This is a genomic window from Blastopirellula sp. SH421, from assembly GCF_057808535.1.
Genome location: NZ_CM173712.1, coordinates 5,429,630 through 5,444,140, shown reverse-complemented (window position 1 = coordinate 5,444,140; position 14,511 = coordinate 5,429,630). Strand labels below are relative to the sequence as shown.

The following is a 14,511-nucleotide window of genomic DNA, read 5'->3' as shown; positions in this document are numbered from 1 at the left end:
ATCGGCAAAAATGGGGGACGATCTCCACCGTGAGCGCGGCGGAATCTGAATGCTGTCCGTTAATGCGCAAACTTCCACAGTTGGTGTTGAGCGTTATATAAAGCAGTAAAGGGTTCGTGCGTAAAAGTCCGCGTGAACTCTGGGTCAACCAGCAGCGCGACCAGGATCAAACCAACCAGCGCCACCAGGGAGTACTCGCTAGCAACGATGGCGAATCGCGCGGCGACGCGAGTCACCGTTCGTTTATGCGGAATAGCTGGGCCACCGGCAAGCGGCAGCTCGGCCGCGACCGAGACCCCGGCCGCGGCGGCGATCTCTTGGGCGCTGGCCAAGATCGCTTCTTGCTCAGCGGTCGGCACGCACAGCGCGGCGAACCCGCCCAGCAGCGTTGCGATCGCGAGCAACATCCCCACGCGCGTTATCGGAAAGTTGCCGCCGATCATGCCGGCGATCCGCGGCGTTTGGTCCGATTCGACCCGGATCGACGTATAAAACCGGTGGCCATTTGCGGCGATCTCATGTTTGCCGCCGATTGCCTGAACCGACATTTTCGCTTGGTAGACCGCTTGCTTCAGCCGTTCGTGTTTCGCTTGGATCTCCGCCACATCGACCGGGGGCAACTGCGCCGCAGGGACCGAAGGAGGCGGGTTCGAGAACCGCGGAACCTGTTGCAACTGAGCTTGGAGACTGGCGATTTTGGTTTTGACATTGATCACCATGGGATGCTCGTCGGTCCGCTGCGATAGCAGTGCGGCCAATTCGCTTTCCTGATTCGAGATCTGGCGATGGAGCTCTTGCCACTGCTCGTTTTCCTGAATCTCCGGCGCCGTGACGCTGACAAACGGCTGTCGACCGTCAAGCGTATCTTGATTCTCTTGGATAAACGCATCCAATTGTTGTTGCGACTCTTGCAGCGTGCTGCGTGCAGTTTGGTCGAGCTGGATCGCTGCGTCGCCGATTCTCCCCGCTTGATGCTCGGCGTGTTCCGTAAGCTCGCGTTGATAGATTTTGCCGACCTGCTGGGCCAGTTCCAACGCTTCGCTGGTCGTGGGGGCGGTCGTCAGGATCGAGATGTCAGCTTGCCGACCTTCGGGACGAGCGACAATGTTGATCTGGATGTTATCGCGTAACTTGGCGGCGGCGTCGGCTTCGCCTGCCGAAGTTTGCGGAAGTCCCTCAGCGATCGACAACAAAGGGACTGCGGCCAACGTATTGGTCTTGGCCTCTTGGGCGACGCTCAGCAACGACGCTTCATCCGCCAGATCGGCGGAGACCAGCATTCCCTGCTGCGCGACAACCGATTGAACCGGAGTTCGACAGAAATAAAGTCCAATCGCAACGACTGCCAGCGCCGTCACGATGAATGCGTAGGCGCGACACGCAGCGCTAGATCGCAACTGACGCGTTGCCGAATCTTCCACTTGCTACTCCTCCTTGGGGCCGGCCAATGCTAGCTGTCCATGCCAACACGATGCCGTTGTCTTATTCATCGGCGCCTGATGCGCCGCGCTTCATTGGAATCGCCTAGTTCGCAGTCGGAAATTTACGGGGTAAAATAAACGATCGTTCATGGATAGCCCCAGCAGGAGACGCAATTTGTTCAAGCGGAAGATCTGCGGAATCACCACAGCCGAAGACGCCACGGCGATGATCGCCGCCGGCGCTGATGCGTTGGGGCTCAACTTCTATCCGCACAGCAAGCGTTTTCTGCCGGCGGAGATCGCCGCGGACGTTCGCGCCGCCATCTCCCGCGATGCCGTCGCGGTTGGGCTATTTGTCAACGCAGATGTGGTGGATGTCGCCGCCGCGGCCCAGCGCCTGGCGCTCGATTGGGTTCAGTTGCATGGGGATGAGTCGCCTGACTATCTCGCGCGGCTGCGGCATCTCGGAGCTCCGCCCGTGCTCAAGGCATTCCGCTGCGCCCCCGATTGGCGGAAAGACTTGATTGAGTTTCTGGCGCGCTGTGCGGCGCGAGACTGCTCGCCAACAGCGATCTTGATTGATGGATTTCAGGCGGACGCGTATGGGGGAACCGGCAAAGCGGCCGATTGGCAGTTGCTCGCTGATTGGAGCCGCTGGATCCCTTGCGAGCATTTGGTTCTGGCGGGGGGGCTGTCGCCGAGCAATGTTGCGGCGGCGATTTCCGCGGTTCAGCCCAGCGCGGTGGATACGGCCAGCGGGGTCGAGCTGCAGCCAGGACGGAAAGACCCACAGCTGGCGACGCAATTTTGCCAAAACGCCAAAACCGCGATGGGCGTGTAAAAGCCCTGTAAAACCCGCGTTTGCTAGCGTTTGGGCATTTACGGCTTTACTGAAGATGGGCTACATTAACGGTTCCCTGGTAGCCGGGTCTGACGGCGCCGTTGCGCATGCTGGTTGAAATGCGGTGTAACGGGAATTGCCGATTCTGATTTTCCAATTCATTGAAGGAGTACTCTCCGTGTCGCAAGTCGAAAAGCTCCCCTACAAAGTTAAAGACATTAGCTTAGCCGCGTGGGGGCGAAAAGAGATTCAACTAGCCGAGGTAGAAATGCCTGGCCTGATGACTCTCCGCGAACGGTATGGCAAGGACAAGCCGCTCAAGGGAGCCCGCATCGCTGGCTGCCTGCACATGACGGTTCAGACCGCGGTCTTGATCGAGACGCTGATCGAACTCGGCGCCGAAGTGACCTGGAGCAGCTGTAACATCTTCTCTACCCAAGATCACGCCGCCGCCGCCGTCGCCGAACGCGGCGTGCCGGTCTACGCTTGGAAGAACATGTCCGAAGAAGAGTTCGATTGGTGCATCGACCAAACGATCTTCTTCCCCGATGGCAAACCGCTGAACATGATCTTGGATGACGGCGGCGACTTGACCGTCATGGTCCATCAGAAGTACCCGGAACTGTGCGAAGGCATTCGCGGACTTTCGGAAGAAACCACCACAGGCGTCCATCGCTTGTATCAGATGTTGAAGAAGGGCGAGCTGAAGATGCCCGCGATCAACGTCAACGATTCGGTCACCAAGAGCAAGTTTGACAACTTGTACGGTTGCCGTGAGTCGCTGGCCGACGGCATCAAACGCGCCACCGACATTATGGTCGCCGGCAAAGTGGTTGTCGTCTGCGGTTACGGTGACGTCGGCAAGGGCTGTGCCCAGTCGATGCGTGGTTTTGGCGCTCGCGTCATCATCACCGAGATCGATCCGATCAACGCGTTGCAAGCGGCGATGGAAGGTTACCAGGTCACCACGGTTGAGGAAGTCGTTGGCTCCGCCGACATCTTTGTCACCACGACCGGCAACCGCGACATCATCACCGGCGCTCACATGGAGCAAATGAAGAACGACGCGATCGTCTGCAACATCGGTCACTTTGATCTTGAGGTCGACATGGCCTACTTGACCAAGACGCCCGGCATCAAGCGTGACACGATCAAAGGCGCCAACGTTCCCGGCGGTCCGCTCGATCGCTTTACGTTCGCCGATGGTCACTCGATCCTGATCCTGGCCGAAGGCCGCTTGGTCAACCTGGGCTGCGCCACCGGTCACCCGTCATTCGTCATGTCTAGCTCGTTCACCAACCAGGTGATCGCCCAGCTCGAACTATGGCAGAACTCTGACGAGTATCCGATCGGCGTGCATGTCTTGCCGAAGCATCTAGACGAAGAAGTCGCCCGGTTGCATCTCGAAAAGCTCGGCGTCAAGCTGACCAAGATGACGCAAACGCAGGCCGACTACTTCGGCTTCCCGATCGATGGTCCTTACAAGCCGGATCACTATCGCTACTAAACCGAACGATCGACTCAGCCCTGCTTTGGCCGGTGAGTCGACCTGAGATACGCTTGGGGGCTGCGACGGAATGGTCGCGGCCCCTTTTCTTTTTATTCGCACGCACCAAAGTAAGCATCGCATGCCACAGATTCAAGCAATTCGCGGACTCCGCTACGACCTGGGCCATGTTGGCTCGCTCAGTGATGTTGTCGCGCCCCCGTACGATGTGATCGGACCAGAGCTTCAAGACAAGCTTTACAAACAGCATCCCGCCAACACGGTGCGGTTGATCTTGAACCGCGAAGAGCCGGGCGATGACGAGACCCACAATCGCTACACGCGGGCCGCACGGTTTCTGAAAGATTGGGTTCGCGAAGGGATCCTCAGCCAAGAGTCCGACCCGGCGATCTATGTCTATCAGCAAGAGTTTGAAGTCGATGGAACGCACTATGTTCGCCGCGGCTTCATGGCCGGGGTCAAGCTGGTCCGCTTCGGGGAAGGAAATATCTACCCGCACGAAGAGACCCACTCTGCGGCCAAAGCCGATCGCCTGAAACTGTTCAATGCAACCAAAACCAATCTCAGTCAGATCTTTGGGCTCTATCCCGATCCAAGCAATCAGACGCAGAAGATATTGGACGACTATGTAATTGACAAAACTCCGCTGGTCGCGACCGATCACTTGGGCGTTGTTCATCGCTTGTGGCCGATTAGTGACCTGATGTTGATCTCTGAGGTCAGCGCCGCAATCGCCGCTGCACCGATGTATGTCGCCGATGGGCATCATCGTTACGAGACCGCCTGCAATTACAAAGATCAGCTGGCCGAGTCGGGCGAGCTGACCAACGTTCATCCGGCCAACTATGTGTTGACGATGCTGGTCAGCATGAGTGATGAAGGAATGATCGTTCTGCCAACCCATCGACTGTTCCGCGGCTTGCCGGCGATGAAGTCCGACGAGCTGGTCGCCAAGTTGGGCAAATACTTTGACATCACCATCGTCGGCCAAGGCGCCGAACTGGCCGACACGATCTGGACCGACATTGCTACCGGCGACGAACAAGGCAAGCTCGGCTTCTACTGTCCGGTCGACGATACCTGGGTGATGGCCAACTTCAATGAAGAAGGTCAAGCCAAGATGGCCGAGATCGCCTCCGACCATAGCGCCGACTGGCAAGAGCTTGGCGTTTCGATCCTGCATCGCTTGGTGATCGAGACGTTGCTTGAAGCCAAGGATCTGCCGAAAGCCAACTACGTTCATCAGGTCAGCGAAGTCATCGAGGGAATCCAGCAGGGCGATCCCGAGAACGGTGGCCAACCTTATCCGTTGGCGGCGATCGTCATGCCGGCGACCATCGACCACATCCGCACCATCAGCGAACAGGGCGAGCGGATGCCGGCCAAGAGCACCTACTTCTATCCCAAGCTGCTTAGCGGGCTCGTCTTCAATCCGCTTAGCTAAGCCAATCGTTACCGTTTCACGTGAAACAAGGCTCTAACCAAGGGCGTTTCGGACAATCGTTCGGAACGCCCTTTTTGCGTAGTTTGGGCGTTTCACGTGAAACAGGCGACTTTGAACCGTCTGTGCGTTTCACGTGAAACATCCTGATTTCTGTTTTTCGCGGGGGAAATGACATTCCGCGTTTGCGCGCTTCCTCGCTAGAATCCCTTCCCCGCACATCGTCATGGGGACAGTGCGAACAAGAACAAGGCGCAACGTGGCTCGAATCATCTGCATCGCGAATCAAAAGGGAGGCGTCGGCAAGACGACCACGGCTATCAATCTAGCCGTCGCGTTGGCCAAAGCGGCCCAGCGAACGTTGCTGATCGATCTCGACCCACAGTGCAATGCGACGACCGGGTTGAACCTAGAGCCGACCGATCGCCATCCGTTGGTGCTGCAGCAATCGCTGCGTGAAGCAATCCAGCCAACGGCGATCGAGGGTCTCGACTTGCTGCCGGGCAGTCGCAGCTTTCAGGATGTCGAGAGTCTTGCATCGGACGATCAACCCCAAGCCGCCGTCCTGCAGTCGCACTTAGAACGCGGCATGGCGGGCTATGACTTTGTACTGATCGACTGCCCGCCGTCAGTCGGCAAGCTAACGCAAACAGCGCTTGCCGCATCGACCGAGGTGCTGATGCCGATCCAGTGCGAGTACTTTGCGATGGAAGGTTTGACGCAGATGATCCAGGTCATCCGCGGCGTGATGCAGCAGAAGCCTGATCGCCTGGCGTTTGGTGGGATCGTGCTGACGATGCACGATCCGAGATTAGAGTTAACCGCCGAAGTCGAGGAAGAGGTCCGCGACTTCTTTGGTGAAGTAGTGTTTGACACCGTGGTTCCGCGGGATGTCCTCGTCAGCGAGGCGCCTAGCCACGGTCGGTCTGTGATTGATCATGCGCCTCGCTCAAGAGGAGCGCGCGCTTACATTGAACTATGCATGGAGGTACTCGAGCGTGACTAAGCAAAAACGGCTGGGGCGTGGATTGGCGGCGCTGTTAGGCGGGCCGATGGATGAGACCGGCGGTATGATCGAAGCCCCGATCGAAGCAGGTGCGCCTCGGGTTTACAATCCCGATCACAGCGAACAAGCAAACGCCAGCGCCGCACCGGTCGTGAGCAACACACCGGCCCCGGAAGCTTTTTCCGGCGAACGCTTGATCAAGCTTTCGGTTGAAGAGATCGAAGCGAATCCCTATCAGCCGCGCCAAGAGTTCAATGATGACGAAATCGCCGAACTAGCACAAAGCCTGGCTCAGCACGACATGCTGCAGCCGATTGCGGTCCGTCAGATCGATGGGCGTTATCAGTTGATCTCCGGCGAACGTCGCCTGAGAGCCGCGATTGTCGCCGGCTGGGATCACGTGCCGGTTCGCGTCTTTGAAGCCGACGACCAAACCGTCGCCGAGTTGGCGATTGTCGAGAACTTGCAGCGGAAGGATCTGAACGCGATTGAAAAGGCGATGTCGTTTGAGCGCTACATGCACGAGAACGGTTGCTCGCAAAGCGAACTGGCTGAGCGGATCGGGATTGATCGTTCGACGGTGGCCAACCTGGTTCGCCTGCTGGAACTGCCCGAGCCGGTGCTGACCGCCGTGATGACAGGCGAGCTGACCGCCGGTCATGCCCGGGCGTTGTTGCCGCTGGGTGAAGAAGGAATCCAAGTCGAGTTCGCCCGCCGGATCTTTGACGGCGGTTGGAGCGTCCGGGCTGCCGAAGAAGCGGTGCAAGACTTCATTCACGCAGAGGATGGCCCGGCGACGATAAAAAAACCGACAAAAAAATCGCGAACCGCCAGCGACCAGATTGCGTCCCTAGAACAGGAATTTCGCATGGCGATGGGAACCAAGGTCGACATCAAACAGTCGGCCCGCGGAGGCAAGATCGTCCTACATTTCAAGGGAAATGACGAATTTGATCGCCTGCGAGACCATTTACTGGGTGGTCAGGTCGAATTACGCAAAGCGGGCTAAAAAAAATCCGGTTTGTGTAAGCATGTATAGTACAGGTATCATTGTCAGGTCCCCGCTCGGCGGATAAGATCGGGGACTTCACTCGGGGTGTGGCGCAGCCTGGCTAGCGCATCTGCTTTGGGAGCAGAGGGTCGCAGGTTCGAATCCTGTCACCCCGACTGAGGCGAAGCCTCAGTAGAGAGTAGAGGGGAGAAAGTAGAGAGGAGAGCGTCGAAGGCCTAGCCGTTTGGCAAAGGGGGACGATCCTCACCACCACTCAACTTTCTCCCTCTCTACTCGGTCTACTTTCTCCTTTCTACTCTCTTCTTCGAGTAGCCGGATGAGCTTCGCATTCGAGAAACTTCTCGTCTATCAAAAATCGGTTGACTTTGCGGATACCGTTTTCGGACTCACCGAACAATTCCCCCGCGGCTACGGCTTCCTCGTCGATCAACTCAACCGCGCCGCCCTCTCGATCGCCGCCAACATCGCCGAAGGCAACGGGCGATTCACCAAAGCCGACCGCAGGAACTTCTTCATCATTGCCCGAGGCTCGGTCCAAGAATGTGTGCCCCTTTTAGAGTTGGCTCGCCGCAGAAATCTCATTAACGATGAAAAGCATGCCGATTTGAAGCTAAAACTGGAAGAAGTTGCCAGAATGCTATCGGGACTGATTAAAGGACTTGAAAATCGCGAGCTATAAACTCAGATTTTTGGATACCAGCCAAAAAAAGTTCAATGGCCGTTCCGTCACCCCGACTTGCCGAAGGCAAGTAGAGAGTAGAGGGGAGAAAGTAGAGCAGTAGAGGGAGCAGGTCTCGGCTCAAATGCCGTGGCCGCAACCAAATCTTGCCGCTCACCTTTCTCCCTCTCTACTCGGTCTACTGCTCTACTTTCTACTCACTTCTGCGGAGTAGCCAAGTGACGTTCCAGTTCGAGAAACTGCTCGTCTACCAAAAGTCCATCGACTTCGCCGATCAAATCTGCTAGGCCACCGAACAATTCCCCCGCGGCTACGGGTTCCTCGTCGACCAACTCAACCGCGCCGCCCTCTCGATCGCCGCCAACATTGCGGGGCAACGGACGCTTCGCCAAACCCGATCGGAAGAATTTCTTCCTCATTGCCTGCGGATCGGTCCAAGAATGCGTGCCGTTGTCGGAGTTGGCGCGGCGGCGCAGGCTGATCGTGGACGTTTCGGATGGTGAGCTGAAAGCCAGGCTAGAAGAGATTGCTAAGATGCTGTCGGGTTTGATTAACGGGTAGAGAAATAACCGGTCCGATGAAACCTCAAAGCCGACGTTCGGTTGCCCCTTTTCGATAGAGGACTCGACGATTCAATTGGACCCTGAGCAATATGATCGCGGCCGCCAAGCGGCGGAGCTCGACTTTGTGAACGGTACGAGAAGGCTATACGTACAAACACGTGGTGCTTGGGGGAAGTTTCTATTTGAACGCATGCGAGATCGCTACGGAATCTTTGTAGAGCACGTCAGCGATATCACGGATTCTGAGAAGCTCTCCTACGAACGGGGATACAATTCAGTTGCTCGGGAGTACGTCGAAAGTCTCGACGGCGAAGGAGCGTTCGATCGCATTTATGCCGAGGTCGATGCTTTTCGCGCTGAGTACTATCGCCGGCTGGGGTGATGGAGCGGCAATCGTACCGTCGGCATGGTCACTACATGTTGAGATGCCGATCGCTCTTGTCTGCCGAATTGCAGTGACGAGCAAGCTTGGTGTCCTCCTGCTCCGATCTCAACAAAAAGAGCCGCGAAGTCTTTCGCGGCTCTTAGCTTGAATTGTTGAGAAGATGGCTTCAACTACTGCACCCGCTTCCAAACGTGCATCCACTGCCCACTACTGGGAGCCGTTTCAAATTTGGTGGGGCGAGCTTCTCCGGCGGGGGCAAAGATCACGCGAAATTCATCGCCAGTGACTTGGTAGATGCCCAGCAGGTGCTTCTGCTTTTCGTCTTTCATTCCGACGGTTGCGTCGATGGTTTTGAGGTTCCCTTGCACGCCTAACTTTTGGGTCCCCTCAAACTTGTCGTCCCCGGCCATGGTGATTGTGTAGTGGTCTCCGCTGATTTTCAACTTGCCATCTTTGAGCTCGGCCTGGGAGAGCGGATTGCCATCGGCTTCGCCGCTGATCAACCACCAGGTTCCTTGCAACGCGTCATCGCTGGCCGTTTGGTCGGCCTGGGTGGTGTTGGTGCAAAACAACAGACCGGCAGCCAACAACAGCATCATAGGGAAGCGCATGGGAGAGTCTCCAGAAGATCGCACATGAAATAGATCACTATGCTGGTAGCCTAGAATCGCTTTACCGGCTGGGAAAAAAAATTTGATCCAACCGCAAGAATTGCTAAGGAAGTGCTAGCATCGGCAACGGCAATACCGATTGGGAGTGTCACGGGGCTTGCGTTGGTCGGCGACGTGTAGCTTTTTCACCACATCCTGCGGCACGATATTCTGCGGCACGATGCGACTTCGATGATCGGTGGTGAATCCGCGGGGGCAGGATCTAGCGTCACTTTACTTCCGGCAACGCATACGCCGCACATTCGGCGAAGAAAAACGTCGCCATGTGAAGCTTCGAATAGTCATAGTGTTTGATCGCCGCTTCAATCGCGAGCCGATCCGTGGGATCACCAGCCAACGCGATAATCGCCGCCGCGGCCAACGGGTTTTGCATCGTGCGTTGCTCGTACGATTTGCGTTCGCCCCGTTTGCTGGGGTCGCCGGTGCGGGAAAGTCGCTCGGCGTCGGCCTGAGTCGGTTGGGGGAACCAGGTCGAATAGACCGCACGCCAATCGGCGTTGCCAAAGACTTTGGTGTCTTGATTGTCGAACAATTTGTAAGCTTCAAGAGAGACGCGCGCTGCTTGGGCGTTGAGCGCGAGCCCTATGCGATAGTGAGTAAGTAGAGAGTCGTCCGTTTCCAGCTCAATCAGTTTTGCGAGTGATACCTGGGCGCCGACATAGATCCAAAGTTGGTGCGAATCAATGTGGCGAATCGCCTCGCGATCTCTGGCGTAACCTTCGGCACAGATCTCAGCGCGGGTTTGGTTGGCATGCTCCGGAGTCTCGGCCTGGGCTGTTTGATAGCGATCCAACCAGACTTGCTCGCCGGTGATGTCGTACATGGCTCGGAGTAGATAAAGATAGCGAGCGGCGTCGCGAAACAGGTGTCCTTGGTAGCCGCCGCGGAACTGGCCCTTAAATGCTCCATCGCACGGACAGCGCCAACCGGTTGACTCCAACACATTTGCAACCGTGACCATTTTGGCGACAATCGCAAGACGTTCTTCCGGGGTCGGTAGGTCGCTCATGACATAGGCATGCAAACCCAGAAACCAAGGATGCGTTTGATCGTCCGAGCCAAGCGGATAATGGCAAACGCCGTCGGCGCCGACGCCGCGAACGATCATGCCTGTTACGTCTGACACCGAAGCACATTTCATTAGCCCCGCAGCCAAACGACGCGCCTGCTCTAGGTCGGCAGGATCGCCAGAACGCCGAGCCCGCTCGCACATCGCAGGCAGATACAATCCGGTGAACATCGGCCCATCTTCGATCGGGCTCCACCAACCGATGGCGTTTGGCTTGCCCAATCGGCAATCTTCTGGCGTAGGGAGATCGCCGACAAAGTCGCGAATGACGCCGTGGGAATCGACGAATTTTGACCAGAGCTGAGCGTGGGCTTGCTCAAGGTCGTTGGCTTGCAGCACGCCAACTGGAATCAGCCACAACATAATCAGGAGGTTTGCGGCCTGTTTCATTCAATCATCCCAATAGCAGATCTGGCGTAGGCCTTGTCGCTGCACCTTGCGACCTTGGTTGTGTGGATCGCACACTGGTTGAATATAGTCAGAAATCGCCGCGACGAGAAATCCGCAGGCGTATCTTGGGGAGGGGGCAAGTTCGTTTTTCGAATGACCTGGATTTCGCTGGTGATAGATTCAGAGGGGACAGCTATTTACTCGCCAAACTTTATCGCAGTAAATGCTCGACCCCTCCTCCCTCTGTTGGCTATAATCTCTAGCTGCTGACCCAGCTATCTCATCCAACTCTCCAGGTCTCATCAAGGCAAGCGACACATGACTTCCCACTTCAAGACAATCCTGATCGGTTTTCTGATCGCGACCATGGCCTGCTCGCCGCAGTGGGCGTTGATGGCTCAAGAGGCTGCTGCCGTAAAGCAGACGATGCCGGGGTTGGAATATATTCCGGCGAATGCGGTCGGCGTTGGTTATTTGCGGGCCGATCAGATTTTGACTTCTCCCCTGGTGAAAAATTATCCCGTCGAAGTGGCGCAGGCGTTTGGCGAGAAGTATCTTGGCTTTGATCCGATGACGATCACTTCGATCTCGTTTTTTGTGACTCCGCCGACGCCTGAGAGTCCAGCGCCGGATGTGGTGGTGGTCGTAAAAACATCCCAGACGCTGGATCCTGAAACGTTCTTCGCCAACATCGGCGAGTTGGTCGATGATGACGCCGACGAAGAGACGGTCACGGACGAATTTCCGGACTTACAAGGAAAAGCGTTTTATACCGAGTTGAACCCGATTGATTATACCGTGGCGCATCGACTGGATGCGAACACCTTTATGCTGGGCTCGCTAACCACCGTGGCCGAGATTGTTGCTGCTGGCCCCAGTGCGAAGCTGACTCAGCCAGCGCAAATGTTGGTCGACGCTGGTGGTGACGCCGACGCCGTGGCGATTTTCAACATGGCGCCGGTGCGCGATCAAATTAACGGGGCTGTCTCGCAGGTGCAGATTCCGTTTCCGTTTACGGTCTACAAGCAGATTCCTGATTCGACCAAATCGATCACATTGAGCGGGCATTTCACCAGCAAGATGGCTTTGGCGCTGAAGATTGAAGCGGTCGATGCAGAAGCGGCCAAAAAGCTGGAATATATGGCCGGCTTTTCCATGGATATGGCCAAAGAGGCGATGCTGGGCGAAGCCCAAAAGCTGGCCGACAGTGACGACACTGTAGAAGCTGCGATGGGGAAATATCAAACCCGCATGGCGGAAAGGATGATCGCTCTGTTGGCGCCCCAGCGAGAGGGCAATTCTCTGGTCATCCAACTTGAGCAAGACAAAGAGAATGCGGCCGCTGCCAATGTCGCCGTTGTAGGAATCCTCATCGCGCTGTTGCTGCCGGCAGTGCAATCCGCACGGGATGCGGCGCGGAGGATGCACTCGACCAACAATCTTAAACAAATCGCGCTGTCGATGCACAATTTCCATGACACCTTCGGCTCGTTTCCTCCGCAGGCGATCACGGACAAGGAAGGCAAGAAGCTGCTCTCATGGCGCGTGATGCTTCTGCCGTTCCTCGAAGAGGGTGCGCTTTACGAGCAGTTCCATCTCGACGAACCGTGGGATAGTGAGCATAACCAAAAACTGATTGCGCAGATGCCAGAAATCTATCGGAATCCCCGCAGCATGGCGCCTGAAGGTTATACGACGTACCTGAGTTCGCTTGGGAAAGGGATGTTTTTTGAAGAGCCGGCCGCAAAGCCGGAGGGGAGGTCATTCGCCCAAGGACTCGGTTTCGGAAGCATTACAGACGGAACCTCCAACACCATCATGTGCGTCGAAGCCAACGACGACGCCGCCGTCATCTGGACGCAGCCGAGCGATCTGGAAGTTGACCTGATGAACGTTTGGAACAACTTGGGGAAGGCGCAAGTAGGTGGATTCAACGCCGCCTTCTGCGACGGCAGCGTCCGGTTCATCAGTGCTGAAGCGGCCGCCAAGACGCTTCAGCTGATGTTGCAGCGCAATGATGGTCAGGTGATTCCGGAGTAGTTGGGGTAGCAAAAAGGGTAGGTCAGGCCTGGGGTCTGACCTATCGCGATGCAAGGATTTTGCCTCCGCTGCAAGCCAGCGAGCGAACGCTAGCTGGAGGCGGTCGCTCAACTGACATTTTCCGCTGGAGCCCTCAGCGGTAAACTACGTTCCTATTTCAGGACATGGAGGTTGTCATGGATCCAGAAGGATCGATTCAAATCCAGGCCGAGGCGGCCCAAGCTTTGGCTGAGTGGAAGGCCTTTTTTGCCGAGCAGGTTGTCACCAAAGCAAAGGAATTGGCGAAAGAAGCCACTTCGCCAGGTCTTGTTACGCTTCAGCACTATCGCGTGGCTGCTAAGCATGCATTGCTAGCGTTAGCGAGCTCCGTGGAGGAAACAGATCGAAGAAATGGCCATCAAGAAGCCGCATAATTCTGACGCTGGAGAATTATCTGAAACGGTTGAGGACTGGTTTCGGCAATTTTTGAAGCAGCTGGAATTTAACCTGATCGAAGTAGGGCAAACACTGCCTCCAGATTTGAATACCGCAGCTTACTCTCTTGCTGCGATGCGAGCCGTGAATCATACGTTGCTCGACTCTGGCGTGGATGAAGACGAGCTGTTCAATCTATTTGGGCAAGTCGCATTCGAATCGATGCACCCTCATGTCGACCTCAAATGGGGGCCCGATCGCAACAAGCGACGTTTCGACTTGATCGACAAAGATATTCAAGGCTCGATAAGTCCTGCCGAAAGGCTCGAATTAGCAGGCTTAACGTTGGTCATGCGTGAGCACGTCGATGCTGAGGAGAATTTACCGCTTGAAGGGGCTAGGAAACTTCACCGACATCTTTTGGATATAAAATCCGAGACAACAGGCTCGCAGCAGTGATTTTTGATTATCCGGAGTCGCAGTCCGATCGCATTCATGGACCTGCCGGTTATTCATCGTACCATTCATTCCGTTCCTGGTTGCGTGACGAATTCACCTTCCGTTGCGTTTACTGCTTGAAGCGAGAAACGTGGGGACAAGTTACCGGTGAGTTTGATCTAGACCACTTTCAGCCGCAATCGCTTGCTCCGCATCTTCGCTTCGACTACAGCAATCTGGTCTATGCTTGCCGGCGATGCAATGCTGTAAAACTCGATGAGTCCATCGAAGATCCGCTGACGATTTTCTCGTCAGAATCGACAGTTGTATTTCCGGATGGACTTATCGCAAGTGATCAAGCGAATGCAACACGACTTATTCGACAGCTTGATTTGAATTCGCCAAGCATGCGAAAATGGCGAGTCATGTGGATGCGGATTGTTGATCTCGCAAAGGATCGAGATGGCGATCTATATCAGCAGCTACTTGGTTTTCCGGATGATTTGCCAAATCTTCGTCGGCTGAGACCACCCAGTAATTCACGCCCCGATAGTGTCGAAATTAGCTGGTATGCAAAAAGGCAACGAGGGTTGCTTCCTGAGACGTACTGAGTAGCCTGATTCCTTTCCAGTTA

General features: G+C 56.0%; 16 protein-coding genes and 1 tRNA gene. 13 read left to right on the top strand and 4 right to left on the bottom strand.

Going from position 1 to position 14,511, the window contains the following annotated elements:
• Positions 1-59: 59 nt before the first annotated feature.
• Entirely contained in the window at positions 60-1,421 is a 1,362-nt protein-coding gene (locus tag SH421x_RS22010; protein ID WP_488852172.1) for a hypothetical protein, read from the bottom strand.
• Between the two features lie 175 nt (positions 1,422-1,596).
• Between SH421x_RS22010 and SH421x_RS22005 the strand changes: the two genes are divergently transcribed.
• The 7 genes from SH421x_RS22005 to SH421x_RS21975 all read left to right on the top strand — a co-directional run bounded on the left by SH421x_RS22005 (position 1,597) and on the right by SH421x_RS21975 (position 7,907).
• A complete protein-coding gene (locus SH421x_RS22005; RefSeq protein ID WP_488852171.1) occupies positions 1,597-2,262 on the top strand; it encodes a phosphoribosylanthranilate isomerase in 666 nt (221 codons plus the stop codon).
• 178 nt (positions 2,263-2,440) lie between these two features.
• On the top strand, positions 2,441-3,769 hold the full coding sequence (ahcY, locus tag SH421x_RS22000) for an adenosylhomocysteinase (RefSeq protein WP_488852170.1): 1,329 nt from the start codon (positions 2,441-2,443) through the stop codon (positions 3,767-3,769).
• Between the two features lie 121 nt (positions 3,770-3,890).
• Positions 3,891-5,213, top strand: a complete 1,323-nt coding sequence (locus SH421x_RS21995) for a DUF1015 domain-containing protein (protein WP_488852169.1) — start codon at positions 3,891-3,893, stop codon at positions 5,211-5,213.
• Between the two features lie 256 nt (positions 5,214-5,469).
• Positions 5,470-6,216, top strand: a complete 747-nt coding sequence (locus tag SH421x_RS21990) for a ParA family protein (protein WP_488852168.1) — start codon at positions 5,470-5,472, stop codon at positions 6,214-6,216.
• Positions 6,209-7,225: a ParB/RepB/Spo0J family partition protein gene (locus tag SH421x_RS21985; protein WP_488852167.1), complete on the top strand. Its 1,017-nt coding sequence runs from the start codon at positions 6,209-6,211 to the stop codon at positions 7,223-7,225. The genes SH421x_RS21990 and SH421x_RS21985 overlap by 8 nt, the downstream gene beginning before the upstream one ends.
• An 83-nt stretch (positions 7,226-7,308) precedes the next feature.
• Positions 7,309-7,383, top strand: a tRNA-Pro gene (locus tag SH421x_RS21980).
• A 68-nt stretch (positions 7,384-7,451) separates the two neighbouring features.
• Complete coding sequence (locus SH421x_RS21975) at positions 7,452-7,907, top strand: four helix bundle protein (RefSeq protein ID WP_488852166.1); 456 nt, start codon at positions 7,452-7,454, stop codon at positions 7,905-7,907.
• A gap of 197 nt (positions 7,908-8,104) precedes the next feature.
• Here SH421x_RS21975 and SH421x_RS21970 read toward each other — a convergent pair whose 3' ends face one another.
• Positions 8,105-8,284 carry a hypothetical protein gene (locus SH421x_RS21970; RefSeq protein ID WP_488852165.1) on the bottom strand — a complete coding sequence of 60 codons (180 nt, stop codon included), beginning with the start codon at positions 8,282-8,284 and terminating at the stop codon, positions 8,105-8,107.
• Here SH421x_RS21970 and SH421x_RS21965 point away from each other — a divergent pair.
• Together SH421x_RS21965 and SH421x_RS21960 are read left to right on the top strand one after the other, a co-directional pair.
• On the top strand, positions 8,274-8,468 hold the full coding sequence (locus SH421x_RS21965; RefSeq protein WP_488852164.1) for a four helix bundle protein: 195 nt from the start codon (positions 8,274-8,276) through the stop codon (positions 8,466-8,468). The two genes, SH421x_RS21970 and SH421x_RS21965, sit on opposite strands and share 11 nt — an antisense overlap.
• 192 nt (positions 8,469-8,660) lie before the next feature.
• Positions 8,661-8,852 (top strand): hypothetical protein, encoded by a 192-nt coding sequence (locus SH421x_RS21960; protein ID WP_488852163.1) that lies wholly within the window; start codon positions 8,661-8,663, stop codon positions 8,850-8,852.
• Between the two features lie 173 nt (positions 8,853-9,025).
• Here the strand turns inward: SH421x_RS21960 and SH421x_RS21955 are convergent, their stop codons facing one another.
• Entirely contained in the window at positions 9,026-9,466 is a 441-nt protein-coding gene (locus SH421x_RS21955; RefSeq protein WP_488852162.1) for a TIGR03067 domain-containing protein, read from the bottom strand.
• A gap of 268 nt (positions 9,467-9,734) precedes the next feature.
• Positions 9,735-10,985 (bottom strand): hypothetical protein, encoded by a 1,251-nt coding sequence (locus SH421x_RS21950; protein ID WP_488852161.1) that lies wholly within the window; start codon positions 10,983-10,985, stop codon positions 9,735-9,737.
• Between the two features lie 318 nt (positions 10,986-11,303).
• On the opposite strand from SH421x_RS21950, the gene SH421x_RS21945 reads away from it, so the two are divergent.
• The 4 genes from SH421x_RS21945 to SH421x_RS21930 all read left to right on the top strand — a co-directional run bounded on the left by SH421x_RS21945 (position 11,304) and on the right by SH421x_RS21930 (position 14,488).
• A complete protein-coding gene (locus SH421x_RS21945) occupies positions 11,304-13,025 on the top strand; it encodes a DUF1559 domain-containing protein (protein WP_488852160.1) in 1,722 nt (573 codons plus the stop codon).
• A gap of 176 nt (positions 13,026-13,201) precedes the next feature.
• On the top strand, positions 13,202-13,438 hold the full coding sequence (locus SH421x_RS21940; protein ID WP_488852159.1) for a hypothetical protein: 237 nt from the start codon (positions 13,202-13,204) through the stop codon (positions 13,436-13,438).
• A complete protein-coding gene (locus SH421x_RS21935; RefSeq protein ID WP_488852158.1) occupies positions 13,416-13,898 on the top strand; it encodes a hypothetical protein in 483 nt (160 codons plus the stop codon). The genes SH421x_RS21940 and SH421x_RS21935 overlap by 23 nt, the downstream gene beginning before the upstream one ends.
• Positions 13,895-14,488 (top strand): HNH endonuclease, encoded by a 594-nt coding sequence (locus SH421x_RS21930; protein WP_488852157.1) that lies wholly within the window; start codon positions 13,895-13,897, stop codon positions 14,486-14,488. Before SH421x_RS21935 ends, SH421x_RS21930 begins: the two co-directional genes overlap by 4 nt.
• Positions 14,489-14,511 lie beyond the last annotated feature (23 nt).